Source organism: Sulfitobacter sp. HI0027 (assembly GCF_001634775.1).
Taxonomy (GTDB): domain Bacteria; phylum Pseudomonadota; class Alphaproteobacteria; order Rhodobacterales; family Rhodobacteraceae; genus Sulfitobacter.
The window spans coordinates 1-16,926 of sequence record NZ_LWER01000123.1 but is presented as its reverse complement, the minus strand read 5'-3'; the positions used below and the strand labels follow the sequence as shown (position 1 = coordinate 16,926).

The 16,926-nt window shown below is 63.7% G+C and carries 18 protein-coding genes; 13 read left to right on the top strand and 5 right to left on the bottom strand.

All coding sequences use genetic code 11. The features are described 5' to 3' along the window. The 8 genes from A3722_RS06550 to A3722_RS06515 form a co-directional block, all read left to right on the top strand. The coding region (locus tag A3722_RS06550; RefSeq protein WP_067916014.1) for an NAD(P)/FAD-dependent oxidoreductase at positions 1 to 1,032 on the top strand (1,032 nt) is incomplete at its 5' end. Positions 1,033 to 1,070: 38 nt separating this feature from the next. Continuing rightward, complete coding sequence (locus tag A3722_RS06545) at positions 1,071 to 2,060, top strand: TRAP transporter substrate-binding protein (protein WP_067916012.1); 990 nt, start codon at positions 1,071 to 1,073, stop codon at positions 2,058 to 2,060. 76 nt (positions 2,061 to 2,136) lie between these two features. Next, positions 2,137 to 2,661, top strand: a complete 525-nt coding sequence (locus tag A3722_RS06540) for a TRAP transporter small permease (RefSeq protein ID WP_067631297.1) — start codon at positions 2,137 to 2,139, stop codon at positions 2,659 to 2,661. A 4-nt stretch (positions 2,662 to 2,665) separates the two neighbouring features. Further along, positions 2,666 to 3,982, top strand: coding sequence for a TRAP transporter large permease (locus A3722_RS06535; protein WP_067631300.1), 1,317 nt, complete (start codon positions 2,666 to 2,668; stop codon positions 3,980 to 3,982). 6 nt (positions 3,983 to 3,988) lie between these two features. Then, positions 3,989 to 4,924 carry a hypothetical protein gene (locus tag A3722_RS06530; protein WP_067631303.1) on the top strand — a complete coding sequence of 312 codons (936 nt, stop codon included), beginning with the start codon at positions 3,989 to 3,991 and terminating at the stop codon, positions 4,922 to 4,924. Continuing rightward, entirely contained in the window at positions 4,917 to 5,645 is a 729-nt protein-coding gene (locus A3722_RS06525) for a 5-oxoprolinase subunit B family protein (protein ID WP_067631306.1), read from the top strand. The genes A3722_RS06530 and A3722_RS06525 overlap by 8 nt, the downstream gene beginning before the upstream one ends. Further along, entirely contained in the window at positions 5,642 to 6,673 is a 1,032-nt protein-coding gene (locus tag A3722_RS06520; RefSeq protein WP_067628568.1) for a biotin-dependent carboxyltransferase family protein, read from the top strand. Before A3722_RS06525 ends, A3722_RS06520 begins: the two co-directional genes overlap by 4 nt. Then, positions 6,670 to 7,437: a LamB/YcsF family protein gene (locus A3722_RS06515; protein WP_067628571.1), complete on the top strand. Its 768-nt coding sequence runs from the start codon at positions 6,670 to 6,672 to the stop codon at positions 7,435 to 7,437. The genes A3722_RS06520 and A3722_RS06515 overlap by 4 nt, the downstream gene beginning before the upstream one ends. Here the strand turns inward: A3722_RS06515 and A3722_RS06510 are convergent. After that, positions 7,434 to 8,303, bottom strand: coding sequence for a branched-chain amino acid aminotransferase (locus A3722_RS06510; RefSeq protein WP_067628573.1), 870 nt, complete (start codon positions 8,301 to 8,303; stop codon positions 7,434 to 7,436). The two genes, A3722_RS06515 and A3722_RS06510, sit on opposite strands and share 4 nt — an antisense overlap. A 171-nt stretch (positions 8,304 to 8,474) precedes the next feature. Here A3722_RS06510 and A3722_RS06505 point away from each other — a divergent pair, with 171 nt between their 5' ends. The 5 genes from A3722_RS06505 to dxs all read left to right on the top strand — a co-directional run bounded on the left by A3722_RS06505 (position 8,475) and on the right by dxs (position 12,899). Next, positions 8,475 to 8,987: a MarR family winged helix-turn-helix transcriptional regulator gene (locus A3722_RS06505; RefSeq protein ID WP_067628575.1), complete on the top strand. Its 513-nt coding sequence runs from the start codon at positions 8,475 to 8,477 to the stop codon at positions 8,985 to 8,987. Further along, entirely contained in the window at positions 8,984 to 9,685 is a 702-nt protein-coding gene (locus A3722_RS06500; RefSeq protein WP_067628577.1) for a response regulator, read from the top strand. The genes A3722_RS06505 and A3722_RS06500 overlap by 4 nt, the downstream gene beginning before the upstream one ends. A 108-nt stretch (positions 9,686 to 9,793) precedes the next feature. Continuing rightward, positions 9,794 to 10,036, top strand: a complete 243-nt coding sequence (locus tag A3722_RS06495; protein WP_067264990.1) for an exodeoxyribonuclease VII small subunit — start codon at positions 9,794 to 9,796, stop codon at positions 10,034 to 10,036. A gap of 8 nt (positions 10,037 to 10,044) precedes the next feature. Continuing rightward, positions 10,045 to 10,929: a polyprenyl synthetase family protein gene (locus A3722_RS06490; RefSeq protein WP_067628581.1), complete on the top strand. Its 885-nt coding sequence runs from the start codon at positions 10,045 to 10,047 to the stop codon at positions 10,927 to 10,929. Positions 10,930 to 10,970: 41 nt separating this feature from the next. Then, complete coding sequence (gene dxs, locus A3722_RS06485) at positions 10,971 to 12,899, top strand: 1-deoxy-D-xylulose-5-phosphate synthase (protein WP_067628583.1); 1,929 nt, start codon at positions 10,971 to 10,973, stop codon at positions 12,897 to 12,899. On the opposite strand, the gene A3722_RS06480 is transcribed toward dxs, so the two are convergent. From A3722_RS06480 to A3722_RS06465, 4 genes are all read right to left on the bottom strand, one after another. Beyond that, a complete protein-coding gene (locus A3722_RS06480; protein ID WP_067628585.1) occupies positions 12,896 to 13,489 on the bottom strand; it encodes an exopolysaccharide biosynthesis protein in 594 nt (197 codons plus the stop codon). The genes dxs and A3722_RS06480 overlap by 4 nt on opposite strands. Before the next feature lie 26 nt (positions 13,490 to 13,515). Further along, positions 13,516 to 14,370 (bottom strand): SDR family oxidoreductase, encoded by an 855-nt coding sequence (locus tag A3722_RS06475; RefSeq protein WP_067628597.1) that lies wholly within the window; start codon positions 14,368 to 14,370, stop codon positions 13,516 to 13,518. 51 nt (positions 14,371 to 14,421) lie between these two features. Next, positions 14,422 to 15,120 carry a YjbF family lipoprotein gene (locus A3722_RS06470; protein WP_161487351.1) on the bottom strand — a complete coding sequence of 233 codons (699 nt, stop codon included), beginning with the start codon at positions 15,118 to 15,120 and terminating at the stop codon, positions 14,422 to 14,424. Further along, a partial coding sequence (locus A3722_RS06465; protein WP_067916010.1) for a YjbH domain-containing protein occupies positions 15,117 to 16,926 on the bottom strand: 1,810 nt, incomplete at its 5' end. The genes A3722_RS06470 and A3722_RS06465, both read right to left, overlap by 4 nt.

The following is a 16,926-nucleotide window of genomic DNA, read 5'->3' as shown; positions in this document are numbered from 1 at the left end:
GACCCCGAGTTTCCGCTGTTCCTGCGTTGGCCCTATCTCCCACGTCTGCTGCCATGGCTACGCCGCTACATGAGCCACGCCAACGATGCCGACACCCGACGCATCTCTGCCGGGCTGGTGCCCATCGTGAGCGACAGCGTGGCGCAACACAAAGCCCTCTGCGCCGATCTGGGGCTGGCCGATTGGGTGCGCGACGGCGACTATTGCTTTGCCTATACCAGCCGCGCGGCCTTTGAGGCCGAAGCCTATACATGGGCGCTCCGCCGCGAGGCGGGCTTCGTGCCAGAGATCATCGAAGGCGGCGCGGTTCAGGAATTCGACCCGGCCTATGGCCCGCAGATCACCTGCATCGCCCGGTTGGCCGACCACGGTTTCATCGCCGACCCCGGCGGCTATGTCCGGGCGCTGGCCAAGGCGTTTGAGGGGATGGGCGGCACTATTAGACGGGCCGAGGTTGAGGACATCACGGTCCTTGATGAAGAGGTCACTTCGGTCCTGACCGATCAAGGCCCCCTGCCCTGCGACGACGTGCTGCTGGCCACGGGCGTCTGGTCGAAACCGCTGATGCGCAAGCTGGGGATCAATGTGCCGCTGGAGTCCGAACGCGGCTACCACATCGTCTTCAAAGACGCCCAAGGCGGCCCCTCCCGCCCCACCATGATGGCGGCGGGCAAATTCGTCGCCACGCCCATGACCGAAGGGCTGCGCTGCGCCGGGATCGTCGAGTTCGGCGGGCTAGAGGCGGGCGCCTCCAAAGCGCCACTGGCGCTGCTGCGCCGTCAGGCCAAGGCCGCCTTTCCCAACCTCACCGCCGAGGAAGAGATCGAATGGCTGGGGCACCGACCCGCCCCCAGCGACTCGCTGCCCCTGATCGGGCAGATCGGGACGAGCCGGGTCTATACTGCCTTCGGGCATCACCACATCGGGTTGACGGGCGGGCCGAAAACGGGCCGACTGATCGCCGGATTGATCACGGGGCAGCCGCCAAACACGGATCTGACCCCGTATCACCCCCAGCGCTTTGACAGATAACGCCAAGCGCGCACGCAAATAAACAAGGGAGAAACCAAATGACACTGACAGCAAGACTGATGGCCGGCGCGGCGATGACCGCCCTGACACTGGGCACCGCCATGCCCGCCTTCGCGGCCGAGAAATGGGATATGCCGATGGCCTATTCGGCCTCGAACTTCCATTCCGAGAACGGCGTGCAATTCGCCGAATGCGTGACCGAAGCCACCGGCGGCGAGATCGAGATCACTGTGCATCCGGGCGGCGCACTTTTCGCTGGGGCCGACATCAAACGCGCGATCCAGACCGGTCAGGTTCAGATCGGCGAGCGTCTGCTCTCTGGCCACCAGAACGAGAACGCGGTCTTCGGCTTTGACTCCATCCCCTTCCTCGCGCCTTCTTTCGAGGCGAGCGCGAAGCTCTGGGAAGCCGCCAAGCCCAAAGTCGAAGCCGTGCTGGAAGAGCAAAACCTCGTCCTGCTTTATAACGTGCCATGGCCACCCCAAGGGCTCTACTTCAAGAAGGAAGTCGGCTCGGTCGAGGACATGAAGGGCGTGAAATTCCGCTCCTACAACAACACCACCGCGCGCTTGGCCGAACTGACCGGCATGTCGCCCGTCACTATTGAGGCTGCCGAAGTCAGCCAAGCCTTCGCCACCGGTGTCGCGGAATCAATGATTTCTTCGGGTGCCACCGGCTATGACCAGAAGGTCTGGGAAAGCCTGACGCATTTCTACGAGGTCGACGCTTGGCTGCCGCGCAACTACGTGATGGTGAACGCCGATGTCTGGGCCGAAGTCACGGACGCCAACAAAGAGGCGATCACCACCTGCGCGACCGAGGCCGAAGAGCGTGGCCTGCAAGCGTCGAAGGACTACACCCAGTTCACCTATGACGGGCTGCGCGAAGGCGGCATGAACGTGGAGCCTGCCAGCGAAGAGCTGATGTCCGGCCTGCGTGAAGTGGGTGACACCATGACGCAAGAATGGCTCGAAGCCGCGGGCGAAGACGGCGCAGCAATCGTCGATGACTATAAGGCGATGCAATAATCGCACAACTTGCGGCGGCCCTGTTTCGGGGCCGCCGTTCTCATGCCGGGGCATGACTTGACTGAGGGAGAGCCAGATGAAGGCGCTGCGCAGACTATTGGACGGGCTTTACATCGGGGCGGGGGCGCTGGCGGCTCTCTGTCTGGTGGCCATCCTCACCTTGATCGTGGCCCAGATGGTCGCCCGCTGGACCGGCAATGTCTTTCCGGGCGCGGCCAGCTATGCGGGCTATGCCATGGCCGGGGCAAGTTTCCTCGCCTTTGCAAATGCGCTGAACCGCGGCTCGCATATCCGCGTGTCGATCCTGCTTAACGCGCTGAGCACGGGCGGGAAGCGACTGCTTGATATCTGGTGTTTCGCCGTGGCGGCGGCGGTCGCGTGGTACTTCACCTATTACGCCTATTGGTTCGTCTATTGGTCGTGGAAGTTCAACGAGGTTAGCCAAGACCAAGACGCCACCGCGCTGTGGATACCGCAATCTGTCATGGTCATCGGCGGCGGCATCCTCGCCATCGCGCTGACGGACAACCTTTTGCACCTCATCTTCAAGGGCGACCACCGCGTCACCCGTGACCTAGTCGATCAAAGCTTCGGGGAATGACGCCATGACCGAGATTTATGCCATTGCCCTGTTCCTGATCGTCCTGTTCTTCCTCCTCGGCACCGGTGTCTGGGTCGGGCTCGCCCTGATGGGCGTGGCCTGGGTCGGGATGGAGCTTTTCACCACCCGCCCCGTCGGCGACGCGATGATCACCACGATCTGGGCCAGTTCCTCTAGTTGGACGCTGACCGCGCTGCCGCTTTTTGTCTGGATGGGCGAAATCCTCTACCGCACGCGATTGTCGCAAGACATGTTCCGCGGGCTGTCGCCTTGGCTCGCGAAACTGCCGGGCGGACTGGTGCATACCAATATCGTCGGCTGTACTGTGTTTGCCGCCGTTTCCGGCTCTTCCGCCGCAACGCTGACCACCGTGGGCAAGATGTCGATCCCGGAGCTTCGGGCGCGCAACTATCCCGAGAAGATGATCATCGGCACGCTGGCCGGGGCCGCCACGTTGGGCTTGATGATCCCGCCTTCGCTGGCGCTGATCGTTTATGGCGTGACGGTGAATGAAAGCATCACCAAGCTCTTCTTTGCCGGCGTCATGCCCGGCCTGCTGCTAGCGCTGATGTTCATGGGCTATGTCGCGATCACCAGTAAGCTGTCAAAAGACTGGAACCCCGATGTCGAGACCGACATGAGCTTTGCCGACAAGCTGCGGAACTCGCGCTTCCTGCTGCCGGTCTTCGCGCTGATCTCGGTCGTGATCGGCTCCATGTATCTGGGTTTTGCCACGGCGACCGAAGCCGCCGCGATCGGCGTGATCGGCTCCCTGACGCTGGCACTGTTCCAAGGCTCGCTGAACTGGCACAGCTTCCGCGAAAGCCTGATGGGCGCGATGCGCACCTCCGCCATGATCGCGCTGATCCTTGCGGGCGCGGCGTTCCTGAAACTGTCGATGGGGTTCACCGGCCTGCCCCGTGCCTTGGCCGACGGGATTGCGGCGATGGAGCTGTCTCGCTTCGAGTTGCTGATGGCGCTTTTGGTCTTCTATATCGTGCTGGGCATGTTCCTCGACGGGATTTCCTCGGTCGTGCTGACCATGGCCGTGGTGGAGCCGATGGTGCGCGGCGCAGGCATCGACCTGATCTGGTTCGGCATCTTCGTGGTCGTGGTCGTCGAAATGGCCCAGATCACCCCGCCGATTGGCTTTAACCTCTTCGTGCTGCAAGGCATGACCAATCACGAGATGGGCTATATCACCAAGGCCGCGCTGCCGATGTTTGCGATCATGGTTTTCATGGTTTTCGTGCTGATCTGGTTCCCCGAAGTGGCGACGTGGTTGCCTGAAAACCTGCGCAGCGGCCCGGCCAGCGGGTGATCCATCATGCTGCATATCCTCAGACTGGCCTCGCGCCATGCGCGGGCCTGCCTGATCGTGGGGCTGCTGGCGGGGTTGGCTCTGCCCAGCCTTGCGGCGGCGCTGGCCGGGTGGTTGCCGCAGATGGTGGCGGCGCTGCTGACAATCACCGCGCTCAGGATCGGGCATCGCGCGGCCCTTGGGGCTGTACGGGATTTGCTTTGGGGATTGGCCTCGGTAGTGGCCTTGCAGACGGTGCTGCCGCTGGCACTGCTGGGGGGCTTCACGCTGGCCGGGCTGGCGCAGACCCCCGCCGCGCTGGCGGTGACGCTGGCCGCCGCGGCCCCGGCGCTGACGGGCAGCGTCAACCTTGCCCTGTTGCTGCGGCTCGATGCCGGGCGGATGATGCAACTGATGGTGCTGGGCACCGCCGCCTTTCCGCTGACGGTACTGCCGGTCTTGGCTTTGCTGCCGCAACTTGGACCTGCCTCGGACGTGGCCCAAGCCGCGATGCGTCTGTTGGCGGTGATCCTTGGGGCGACGGGCTTGGGCTTTGCCCTGCGCCATGTCTTCCTGCCGCGCCCCTCAGCGCGTCAGATCGAAGCGCTCGACGGCGCGTCGGTGCTGGCCTTCTCGGTCATTGTCGTCGGGCTTATGGCGGCACTCAACCCCGCGCTGCGGAGCGATCCCTGGGCGGTGGCGGGCTGGACGGTGCTGGCCTTCACCCTAAGCTATCTGTTGCAGGCGGGCACATTGCTGCTGACCCGGCGCGGCCCGCTGCATGCTGTGGCCGGCCCGCTGGCGATCGGCGCGGGCAACCGCAATATCGCGCTCTTCCTCGTCGCACTCCCGCCCGAGGTTCTGGCGCCCTTGATGATCGTTATCGGCTGTTGGCAACTGCCGATGTATCTGACCCCGGTGCTGCTGCCGCGCCTTTACGAAAGGATGCTCTCCAATGACTGACCGGCCCCGCATCCGCAGTGTCGGCCTCTCTGGCCTATTGGTCACCTTTGCCGAGAAGATGTCCGAACCCGCCAACCGCGCCGCCCTCGCCTTTCGCGCGGCGGTAGAGGAACAGGACTGGCCCGAGGTGCGCGAGAGGAGCACCTCGCTGGTGTCGACCTTCGTGCAATTCGAGGTCTCCCAAGCAGCAATCACCACGATGACCGACCGCCTGCAGGGACTGCTCGAAACCCGCGACTGGTTCGCCGAAGCCCTCCCCGCCGGGCGCAGCCTGTGGCATGTGCCGACCGTCTATGGCACCGACCTCGCCCCGCAGTTGGAGGAAGCCGCCGAGGCCGCGGGCCTCGACCCCGACGCGGCCATTGCGGAACTGTCGCAGGCGCGGGTGCGGGTGCTGACCATCGGCTTCGCGCCTGGTCAGCCCTACATGGGTGAATTGGCGCCCCATTGGGACATCCCGCGCCAGCAGGGGCTGACGAAATCCGTACCCCCCGGCGCGCTGGTCGTGGCAATTCGGCAGTTGATCATCTTCACCAATGCCTCCCCCACCGGTTGGCGGCATATCGGCCAGACGGCTTTTCGCACCTTCCGCCCGGGCAGCGATATGCCCTTTCCGCTGTCGCCGGGCGATGAGTTGATCTTCCCATCCATCACCCGGCAAGAGTTCGACCGCATCGCCGATGACCCCACGGGCGGTGCCGTGCGGGAGGCGCTGACATGAGCGGCACGCTGACCATCCTCCAAGCTGGCCCGGCGATGACGGTTCAAGACCTTGGCCGCCCCGGCTACCGCGCCCTTGGCCTGACCCATGGCGGCGCGGCGGATCCGACCGCCCTGCACGAAGGGGCCGCCCTGTTGGGGCAAGACCCAAACTGTGCCGCGTTGGAAATGGCGGGCAGCGGCGGCAGCTTTGAAGCCGAGCAAGACATCCGCATCGCCCTCACCGGCGCGCAGATGCAGGTCAGCATCGACGGCGAGCCGATTGCGTGGAACGCCAGCCACCTGCTGCCTGCCGGGGCCAAACTGACCATCGGCGGCGCGCGGGATGGGGCTTATGGCTACCTTCATGTGGGCGGCGGCTTTGATGTTGAGCCGGTGATGGAGTCCCGCTCCAGCCATTTGGCCGCTGGCATTGGCGCGCTGCTGCAAAGTGGTGAGACCCTGCCGCTGGGGGCGGACAAGGGCGGTGAGACGAACCTCACCCTGCCCCGCGACAACCGCTTTGGCGCGGAGCGTGTACGCATCGTCGCCTCCATGCAGACCGACGCCTTCGACGAAGCAACCCGCCAGCGGTTCACCGAAACCACCTTCCGCCGCGATGCCCGCGCCAACCGCATGGGCGCGCGGATGGATCATGACGGCGAAGGTTTCGCGACCGGCGGGCAGTTGACGATCGTGTCCGAAGTCATCACCCCCGGCGACATCCAGATCACCGGCGACGGTGCGCCCTTCGTGCTGATGTGTGAATGTCAGACCACCGGCGGCTACCCCCGCATCGGCACGGTGATCCCCTGCGACCTGCCGATCGTCGCGCAGGCCCAGCCGGGTGCTGCGCTGCAATTCGAGTTCGTCGACCTCGACGAAGCGCTGGCCGCCGAGACGCGCCACCGCGCCGACCTCGCTACCCTACCCAAGCGCCGCCAACCGCTCTTGCGCGATCCCGCGCGGATCCGTGACCTCTTGGGCTATCAACTGATCTCCGGCGTGGTCTCGGCCACCGCCGACCCATTCGAGAAGGACAAGACATGACCACCGTCGATCTGAACGCCGATATGGGCGAAAGCTTTGGCCCATGGACGATGGGCGACGACGCGGCACTGTTGAAGGTCGTGACCTCGGCCAACATCGCCTGCGGCGGTCATGCGGGTGACGCGGATGTGATGGCGGCGACGATGCGCATGGCACATGAAAACGGCGTCGGCATCGGCGCGCATCCGGGGTTCATGGATCTGGCGGGCTTCGGGCGCAACCGCATGGCGGTGCCGCGCGGCACGCTGCAAAACCAAATCCGCTATCAGGTCGCGGCAAGTGTCGGCATGGCCCGCAGCGTCGGCGCGGAGGTGCGGCATCTGAAGCTCCACGGCGCGCTGGCGAATATGGCGTCTGAGGATGAGGAACTGGCCCGCGATCTCTATGAGGCGGCGCTGAGCGTGGCGCCCGATCTCATCGTCATGGTCCTCGCCGCCACAGCGCAGGAACGGGCGGTGAAATCACTAGGCTGCAACTGGGCCGGAGAAATCTTTGCCGACCGCGCCTACAACGATGACGCCACGCTGGTCGACCGCAGTAAGCCGGGTGCCGTGATCCATGACGCCAACACCGCCGCGGCGCGGATGGTCGACATGGTCAAAGCGGGCGCAATCATCACCGAAAGCGGCAAACACATCCCCACGCGGATCGACACGATCTGCCTGCATGGCGACACGGCAGAGGCCGTTCAAATCGCAACCGCCGTCCGCAAGGGTTTGCAGGACGGCGGGGTAACTTTGGCAAAGTTCGGCGGCAGCGTTTAGCCGCGCACCAGCTTTTCATAGTCCAAGGCAATCTCACGGGTCAGCGCGCCGACCTCAAACTTCCAGTCGCCGATTTGCCCCACCGGGGTCACTTCGGCGGCGGTGCCGGTCAGCCAGCACTGCTCGAACCCTTCCAGCTCCTCGGGCATGATGTGGCGCTCGTGGACGGTAATCCCCTTGTCCTTCAGCATGCCAATGACCGTCTGACGGGTGATCCCATTGAGGAAGCAATCAGGCGTCGGCGTGTGCACTTCGCCATCCTTGACGAAGAAGATATTCGCGCCCGTCGCCTCGGCCACATAGCCGCGGTAGTCGTACATCATCGCGTCCGAACAGCCCTTCGCTTCGGCGGCGTGTTTGGACATGGTGCAGATCATATAGAGACCTGCCGCCTTGGCGTGGCTCGGGATCGTCTCAGGCGAGGGGCGCTTCCATTTGGAGATGTCGAGCTTGGCGCCCTTCATCTTGGCGTCACCGTAATAGGCACCCCATTCCCATGCCGCGATGGCCAAGCGCACCGGGTTGCGGGCCGAGGCGACACCCATGTCTTCGCCCACACCGCGCCATGCGACCGCGCGCACATAGGCGTCTTGCAGGCCAGAGGCGGCGAGGACTTCGGCCTTGGCGGCTTCGATCTCATCAATGGTGTAGGGGATTTTAAAGTCGATCATTTCAGCCGAACGCTTCAACCGCTCAGAATGTTCACGGCTTTTGAAGATCTTGCCATTATAGGCGCGCTCGCCCTCGAACACCGAAGACGCATAGTGCATCGCATGGGTCAGGATGTGGACATTGGCCTCGCGCCAGTCCACCATTTTGCCATCCATCCAGATGTACCCATCTCGGTTGTCATATCCGCCTGCCATGGTGTTTACCTCCCAAATGACGCGCTATCTTTTCAAAAATTGCGCAAAAATCGGCAGAAGCAGACATTTAATTGCGCAAAACACGAGATTCGATAGCCTTTCACTATTGGAATGTCAACAACGCTGACGTAAACTGACCCCCAATAGGCCCGAGAGAGAATGAGAGATACTATGGCTGACGGGCGCATGATGGCCCCAAGCAGCGGCGACAGCCTGCTGTTTTTGACCGACGAACAACTGCGGCAGGGGATTGAGGCGATGTTCTTTGCCTATCGCGGCTTCACTGCCGATCCCGACAGGATTCTGGCCGATATGGCCTATGGCCGCGCACATCACCGCGCCATCCACTTTATCAACCGCGCCCCCGGCACGACCGTGAACAACTTGCTCAACATCCTCGGGGTCACGAAACAATCGCTCAACCGTGTCTTGCGCACGTTGATCGCCGATGGTCTGGTGCAAAGCAAGGTTGGCCGCAATGACAAGCGCGAGCGGCATCTGTTCTTGACCGACGATGGTCGCAAGCTGGAACAAGAGCTATCGGATGCTCAGCGCGCGCGCATGCGGCTGGCCTTTCGCACCGCCGGGCCCGACGCCGTGGCCGGTTTCAGAACGGTATTGGAGGCCATGATGGATCCCGAAATGCGCCAGAGCTTTGACCGGCTCCGCGAAAGCGCTCCATGAACGAGCTTGACGCGCACCTGCTGGTTGTCGACGACGATGAGCGCATCCGCAGCCTGCTAAAGAAATTCCTGATGCGGAACGGCTTTCTGGTCAGCACGGCCCGCGATGCGGCCCATGCGCGCCGGGTGCTGGCGGGGCTAGAGTTTGATCTGATCGTGCTCGACGTGATGATGCCCGGCGAAGACGGCATGGCGCTGACCCGATCCCTGCGCGAAACCCTGCAAACGCCGATCTTGCTGCTGACCGCCAAGGGCGAGACCGACAACCGCATCGAAGGGTTGGAGGCCGGGGCGGATGATTACCTGCCCAAACCCTTTGAGCCGAAAGAACTGCTGCTGCGCATCAATGCGATCCTGCGCCGTATGCCCGATACCTCTGCCGCCGATGCCGCGCCAAAAGTGCTGTCACTCGGCGTGATCCGCTATGACATGGAGCGGGGTGAGATGTGGCAGGGCGACGATCTGGTACGTCTCACCGCGACCGAAGTGCAACTGATGAAGATTTTCGCCGCGCAGCCCGGTGTCGCGCTCAGCCGGTCTAAACTGGTCGAAGAATTGGGCCGCGACCGGGGTCAAGCGCAGGAACGCGCGGTGGACGTTCAAATCACCCGCCTGCGCCGCAAGATTGAAAGCGATCCGAAACAGCCGCAATACCTGCAAACCGTGCGCGGCGCGGGCTATATGCTGGCCCCGGACTGACCCGGCCCTGCGGCGAAACACATAGGTAAAATTCATAAGGCCAGCCCGCTGGCAATGCCCGACGCGAAGCACTATTGTCGCGCGAAATTCCGACCAACGAGGCGCGCAATGTCTGACACACCCGTAGAAGAGATGAACTTTGAGACCGCCATGGCCGAGCTTGAAAAAGTGTTGGGCCAGCTTGAAAACGGCAATGTCGCGCTGGACGAAAGCATCGCGCTTTACGAACGCGGGGCGAAGCTTAAGGCGCGCTGCGAGACCAAGCTGAAAGAGGCCGAAGAAAAGGTCGCCGCGATCACCCTTGATGGCGATGGCAACCCCAATGGGCTGAAACCCGTCGAAGGGCTTTGACCGCCTGCATGACCTTCCAGCCCACCCCCCTTCCCTTGGCAGAGGCGCTCGCCCATGCCCGCGATCTGGCACAGGCGCAGATCGAAGCGGCCTTGGCCGAGCGCCAGGGCCCGGTGGCCGATGCAATGCGCTATGCCTGCGCGGGCGGCAAAGGGCTGCGTGGCTTTCTGGTGATCGAATCCGCTCGGCTGCATGGCATCGCCCCCGGCATGGCCGCCCCAGCCGCTGCGGCCATTGAGGCGCTGCATGCCTATTCGCTGGTGCATGACGATCTGCCCTGTATGGATGACGACGATCTGCGCCGGGGCCAACCCACGGTGCACCGCAAATGGGATGAGGCGACCGCCGTTCTGGCCGGTGACGCGCTGCAAACGCTGGCCTTTGAACTGCTCGGGCAACTCGCCTGCCCGGCGGAGGCGCGTCTGATTCTGATGACGAGCCTCGCCCAAGCGGCAGGCGTCGGCGGCATGGTCGGCGGGCAAGCGCTGGACATCGCCGCCGAAACCGCCCCCGCGCCGCTGTCGCTGGCCGAGATCACGGCCCTTCAGGCAGGCAAGACCGGCGCCTTGATCGAATGGTCCGCCATGGCCGGGCCGCGCATGGCCGGTGCCGATGCCACCGCCCTTGGAACTTATGCCAAACACCTCGGCCTCGCCTTTCAGATCGCGGATGACATTCTCGATGTCGAAGGCGACGCCGAAACGGTTGGCAAGGCCGTCGGCAAGGATGACGCGGCGGGAAAGGCCACTTTCGTATCCCACCTTGGGCTGGCCGGGGCCAAGACCCGCGCCGCCGAATTGGTGGACATGGCCTGCGACGCCCTATCTGAATATGGACCAGAGGCGCAGAGCTTGCGAGCCGCTGCCGCCTTCGTTATTGCCCGCGACAGCTAGCCGGGCGGCACATGCGCCAATGCGGCACCAGAGAGGCCCCGATGAGTGACAAACCCGCCACCCCCCTGCTTGATCAGGTCACCCGCCCTGCGGACCTGAAACGCCTGTCCGATGCCGAACTGACCCAAGTCGCGCGTGAACTGCGGGCCGAGACGATCTCGGCCGTGTCGGAAACCGGCGGACACTTGGGCGCCGGGCTTGGCGTGGTAGAGCTGACCGTGGCGCTGCATGCGGTCTTTGACACCCCGCGCGACAAGATCATCTGGGATGTCAGCCACCAGTGCTACCCGCATAAAATCCTCACTGAACGCCGCGACCGTATTCGCAGCCTGCGGATGAAGGACGGGCTGTCGGGCTTCACCAAACGCAGCGAATCCCCCTACGACCCCTTTGGCGCGGCGCATAGCTCGACCTCCATCTCGGCCGCGCTCGGCTTTGCCGTGGGCCGCGATCTGGGTGGCGTGATCCCCGAAGGATTGGGCGACGCGATTGCCGTGATCGGCGATGGCGCGATGAGCGCGGGCATGGCCTATGAGGCGCTCAACAACGCGGGCGACCTGAAAAAACGGTTGATCGTCATCCTCAACGACAACGAGATGTCTATCGCCCCGCCCGTCGGCGCGATGTCGAGCTACCTCAGCCGCCTCTATGCCGAAGCGCCGTTTCAGGACTTCAAAGCCGCCGCCAAAGGCGCGGTGAGCCTGCTGCCCGAACCGTTCCGCGAAGGCGCCAAACGCGCCAAGGATATGCTCAAGGGCATGGCCGTCGGCGGCACCCTGTTCGAGAACCTCGGCTTTTCCTACCTCGGCCCGATCAACGGGCACGACATGGACCAGTTGCTGCCCGTGCTGCGCACCGTTCATCAACGCGCGACGGGGCCGATCCTGATCCATATCCAGACGCAAAAGGGCAAGGGCTATGGCCCTGCCGAAGCCGCGCGGGATCGCGGCCATGCCACGGCCAAGTTCAACGTGGTTACGGGCGAGCAAAAGAAAGCCCCCTCCAATGCACCCAGCTATACCCGCGTTTTCGCCGACAGCCTGCTGGCCGAGGCCGCCGAGGACGACAAGATCTGCGCCGTGACCGCAGCGATGCCCGATGGCACAGGGCTGGATCTTTTTGCCGAACGCTACCCCAGCCGCTGTTTCGACGTGGGCATCGCCGAACAGCACGGCGTGACCTTTTGCGCGGGGCTGGCGGCGGCGGGGATGAAACCCTTCTGCGCGATGTATTCCACCTTCCTGCAACGCGGTTACGACCAAGTCGTGCATGATGTCGCAATCCAGCGCCTGCCCGTGCGTTTCGCGATCGACCGCGCCGGATTGGTGGGGGCCGATGGGCCGACCCACGCAGGCGCATTTGATGTGGCCTTCCTTGCCAACCTGCCGGGTTTCGTGGTGATGGCCGCCGCAGACGAGGCCGAGTTGCGCCATATGGTCGCCACCGCCGCCGCCCATGACGAAGGCCCTATCGCCTTCCGCTATCCGCGCGGCGAGGGGCGCGGGGTCGAGATGCCAGAGCGCGGCACGCCACTGGAAATCGGCAAGGGCCGGATGATCCGGGAAGGCAGCAAGGTCGCGCTCTTGTCCTTTGGCACGCGGCTCGAAGAAGTCGAGAAAGCCGCAGAGCAGCTTAGCGCCAAGGGCATCACCCCCACCATCGCCGATGCGCGTTTTGCCAAGCCGCTGGACCGCGATATGATCCTGAAACTGGCCGCCGAGCACGAAGCGCTCATCACCATCGAAGAGGGTGCCGTAGGCGGCTTTGGCAGCCATGTGGCGCAACTGCTTGCCGATGAGGCGGTCTTTGATAAGGGGCTTAAGTTCCGCTCCATGGTGCTGCCCGATACCTTCATCGATCAGGCCAGCCCGGCGGATATGTACGCCGTGGCGGGGATGAACGCTGAACAGATCACTGCCAAGGTGCTCGACGTGCTCGGCGTCGCTGATTTAGGCGCGCAGCGCGCCTAACTGGTAGCGGTCAGCACCAGCAGACCGCCCGCGACCAGCGTGATCGCCACGCAGAGATAGCCCAAAAGCACGTAGAGCCCGTCGCGGGTGAAAAGGCCGAAAACCAGCAGCGCCACAGTGCCAGCGCCGAGCGACGACATCATCGGCAAGACCTCCATAAAGGGCCAGCCGAGCGGGATGATCGTGACCACGACAAGCGTGATGAAACGCATCGGACCGGTGGTGAGGAACTGAAGACGCGGCTTGCAGCGCCCGTCGACAAAGGCGCAGGGACGGCGCAAAAAGCGCACGCAGCCGCTTAACCGATGGCCCGCCACTTCGCGCCGCAACAGAAACTGCGGCATCCAAAGCCTGCGCCGCCCGGTAACGGCTTGCACCGCCAAAAGGATGATCGTCACCGCCGCTAGGGTCGAGACGCCGGGGATTCCCGACAGGGGCGAGACCAGCAGCAAGGCGACAATCAGGATCAGCGGTGTGATGGAACGGTCGCCGATCTCATGCAGCACATCGTTGATCGACACCGTCTCCTTCTCTGCCGCGCGCTCCATACTGTCGAGCAGATAGGCCAACGTGTGTTCGTCTTGACGCATTCGGTGCCTCGGGCGATGCCACGGGTTCAGTCATCCGCCCCCAGCAGCGCGGCCAGACCCGAGCGATAATCAGGGTAGATCGGTTGCCAGCCCAACGCCGCCTTGGCGTGATCGTTCCGGACCTTCTTGCTCTCCGCATAAAAGCTGCGGGCCATGGGGGTCATCTCGGCCTCGTCGAAGTTCACCGCCGGGGGTAAGGGCAGACCCAAAAGGGCGGCGGCATGGCCGATTACATCTTGGGGCGGAGCGGGGTCGTCGTCGCACAGGTTGTAGATCGCCCCCGGCTGCGGTTTTGCCAAAGACAATTCCAGCGCTTGGGCGATATCCTCCACATGGATCCGCGAAAAGACTTGGCCCTGCTTGATGATGCGCCGCGCCGTGCCCTTGCGCACCTTGGCAAATGGCCCGCGTCCGGGGCCGTAGATGCCCGCCAGCCGAAAGATATGCAGCGGCAGGTCGGGGATCGCGCCCCATGCCGCCTCGGCCTGCACCCGCGCCGCGCCGCGTCGGGTGGAGGGGGCAAGCGGCGTGGTCTCGTCCACCCAATCGCCACCGTGGTCGCCGTAGACGCCAGTGGTCGACAGATAGCCCACCCACCGCAGATGCGGGGCGGCGGCGGTGATCTGATCCTGCAACTCCAGCAGAACCGGATCGCCCTCCGGCCCCGGCCCGGCAGAGACCAGCAAGTTCGGCACCTCTTGCAAAAGCGCGCTCAGATCGTCGCCGGGCCAGAGCATCGGGTCCACCCCCGTCGCGGCAATCTCTTTAAGCTTTTCGGGGCTGCGCGTGGTGCCGATGATGCGCCAGCCCTGCGGGATCAACCGGGCGGCCAATGCGCGCGCGCTATAGCCATGCCCAAGGGAAAGAAGCGTTTTATCCATCTCGCCAAATTGGCCCGCGCGGGCTGCGATCACAAGCGCCAAGCAGGGATTTTAATCTTTCAGAAGGTCGATCGCCATATAGCCGAATTGCGGCCCGGCCCATTGCCGCGAACGGCGGAGTTTGCCGGTACCGACCTCGGCCCAATAGTCATTGCTGAAGGTCGTTGCGCCATAAATACAATCCTCACGGAAATGACGCACGGACAGGCGACGGTCCACGATCTGGATCGTTTCTGGACCCAGATGGGTCACGTCGCAGGCAAAGGGCACCGTCTGTGCCGTGCCATCCAGCCGCGCCAGCGTGATTAACCTTTCGCCGCCGCCGCCCTGCCCGTCCAGCGCCGCGATCACTGTTTGCGCTTGGGCCGAGCGCATATCGCCACCAAGCCCCTTGGTGCCGACCAGCACGCCTTCGCGCAGGACGATCTGAACCTGATCCGTGGATTGCCAGACCTCTACCATCCCCGGCGTGCCATCAGACCGCCGAGCGACACGTTTCAGAAAGTCCTGCAGCCCGGTGTTTTCCGGAACGACCTGCATGACCGCGCCGGGCGTCTGATCCAGCAGCGTGCGCGTCACTGTTACCCGCCCCTTGGCTGGCGCCTCGGGTCCGGTGCGGTCTTTGAGAATGCTAAACAACGTGCTGCCCGCGCTGAGCAGTGGGCTGCGCTCCTCTTCGCGCCCTCCGCCCGCACAGGCGCTCAAGGTAAGGCTGGCGATCAACAAAAGACCGGTTGCAAAATGCTTCATTCCCAGACCCTCGACCATTGATCTTCCAGTGAATTGCGATGGCCACTGCGCACCTGTTCATAAAGCCGGCCCGGCACCTGAAGCCGCGCCCCGCCATCCCGCTGGATCGGTCGGATCGTGGTAGACACGCTGCGTTTGTCCGGCTCGCCCAAGAACCAACCGATGGGGATCGTCAGGTTGATGCCCTTGTCAAAAGACCCCTCGCCAAACTCTTCGGCCGAGACATCCGTGATGGTGAAAAAGCCGCCGACCTTCCAGCCGTTGGTAAATTCGCGCGTCAGGGTCACGGTCGCACCGACATCACCGGCCAAATAGCGGCCCACGTCCAATTGACCATGATAGCCGCCGCCAAAGGCGTAATAGGCCGAGACATGGCCCGTCGCCACGCTGTAATCGAGAAAGCCCAAAGCACCATCATAATCGCGCTGCTTCACGTAATTCGCCTCAACCCCGAGTGCGAGATTGCTGTTGACGGGTTTCCACAGCAATTCGGCCGAAACACCCCCGAACATCCGCTCAAGATAGCCTGCCGTGACCCGCGCATAGAGGTCATTGCCGGCCTTCCATTGCTTGCTCACATAGGCATTGTCGATGATCGTCTCGCCTTCGCGGGCATAGCGCGGCCCCTCGGTGCGGACGGTGGGAAGCCTTGAATTGCTCGGCGTCGTCTTATCGCCCACAGAGCCAAAAAGACGGTGCTTCAGACCGCCTGCGACGGTCCAGCCCGGCGCGGGGCGATAGCTGGCCGTGACCTCCACGCCGCCATCCAGGCGAACCGGCTCTTCCGGGTCGAAATAGCTGGGCGACAGATAGGGGCCGATGGACCAGGCGAAATCCGGGTAGAGGTCGTCATTTTCCATCGCGCCGGGCGGCCGGGGGGTGGCCTCACCGATGCCCGCCACCGCCAGCAGCGCGTCGGCGGCCTGCGGGTCAAACTCCAAAGCCTCAAGGTCAGAGCGGCGCAGGGTCACGGCGGATTGCGCCAAACCCTCTTCGACCAAGACGACGCGGAAGGTCTCAACCGAGGCGGGCAGCACCCAAGCCAGCGCGCGCGCACCACGCCCCACAGCAACCGCCGGGGCCTGATACCGGTCATTGCGCAACCGCAACTCGGCCTTGGCGGAATCAAGCGTCAGCGCCACGAGGGAAAGACCGCTGGCATCCAGCACCTCTTTCACCTGATCGCGCAGGCTGCGCTGCTGGTTGGTGCTGGCGGCCCATTGCGTATCCCAAGCCGCCGGAGAGGTCGCGCGGCTGGGGCGCACCTTGAGCGGCGCGACCGGGGTAATCTTGACCGGCGTCAGCGGCTTGCGGGGGTTCAACTGGTATTGCAGGTTCACCCCGATCTCGGACCCATAGAGATAATAGGCCCCCAACCGCAGCCCATCGGAATATTGGTATTCAGTACCGAAGTTGAACTGCGATTTACGGGTAAAGATCTCGCGCGAGCCGTCTTCGGTCTCATAGGCGTCGGAACTGTATTCCGCCTTGAGGGTCCAACGGTCATTCACCGCCCACTCTACCCCGGCGAAGGGCGCAGCCGACCCGCGAAACCATTGATCAAACGAAGGTTTGCCCCCCGTGCTGCCCCCGACAAAGGAGCCACGGTTGCCACCAAAGGGCGCACCGATGCTGCCGTGGCTGCCCAGACGCCCCCAGCCCAGACCGCCGGTCACCTTGACGCGGCCGGGCAGCAGCGTGTTGTCGAAAGTCTTGGTCGCGACGACATATTCGCCCGCGTAGATCCCAGTGCCTGCGAAATCCTGCAAACCTACGGTGATCGCAGGCCAGAAAGCGTCTTCCTTT

Coding starts and splice junctions, on each gene's coding strand:
- A3722_RS06545 (WP_067916012.1), top strand. CDS start 1,071: ATGACACTGACAGCAAGACTGATGGCCGGCGCGGCGATGACCGCCCTG.
- A3722_RS06540 (WP_067631297.1), top strand. CDS start 2,137: ATGAAGGCGCTGCGCAGACTATTGGACGGGCTTTACATCGGGGCGGGG.
- A3722_RS06535 (WP_067631300.1), top strand. CDS start 2,666: ATGACCGAGATTTATGCCATTGCCCTGTTCCTGATCGTCCTGTTCTTC.
- A3722_RS06530 (WP_067631303.1), top strand. CDS start 3,989: ATGCTGCATATCCTCAGACTGGCCTCGCGCCATGCGCGGGCCTGCCTG.
- A3722_RS06525 (WP_067631306.1), top strand. CDS start 4,917: ATGACTGACCGGCCCCGCATCCGCAGTGTCGGCCTCTCTGGCCTATTG.
- A3722_RS06520 (WP_067628568.1), top strand. CDS start 5,642: ATGAGCGGCACGCTGACCATCCTCCAAGCTGGCCCGGCGATGACGGTT.
- A3722_RS06515 (WP_067628571.1), top strand. CDS start 6,670: ATGACCACCGTCGATCTGAACGCCGATATGGGCGAAAGCTTTGGCCCA.
- A3722_RS06510 (WP_067628573.1), bottom strand. CDS start 8,303: ATGGCAGGCGGATATGACAACCGAGATGGGTACATCTGGATGGATGGC.
- A3722_RS06505 (WP_067628575.1), top strand. CDS start 8,475: ATGGCTGACGGGCGCATGATGGCCCCAAGCAGCGGCGACAGCCTGCTG.
- A3722_RS06500 (WP_067628577.1), top strand. CDS start 8,984: ATGAACGAGCTTGACGCGCACCTGCTGGTTGTCGACGACGATGAGCGC.
- A3722_RS06495 (WP_067264990.1), top strand. CDS start 9,794: ATGTCTGACACACCCGTAGAAGAGATGAACTTTGAGACCGCCATGGCC.
- A3722_RS06490 (WP_067628581.1), top strand. CDS start 10,045: ATGACCTTCCAGCCCACCCCCCTTCCCTTGGCAGAGGCGCTCGCCCAT.
- dxs (WP_067628583.1), top strand. CDS start 10,971: ATGAGTGACAAACCCGCCACCCCCCTGCTTGATCAGGTCACCCGCCCT.
- A3722_RS06480 (WP_067628585.1), bottom strand. CDS start 13,489: ATGCGTCAAGACGAACACACGTTGGCCTATCTGCTCGACAGTATGGAG.
- A3722_RS06475 (WP_067628597.1), bottom strand. CDS start 14,370: ATGGATAAAACGCTTCTTTCCCTTGGGCATGGCTATAGCGCGCGCGCA.
- A3722_RS06470 (WP_161487351.1), bottom strand. CDS start 15,120: ATGAAGCATTTTGCAACCGGTCTTTTGTTGATCGCCAGCCTTACCTTG.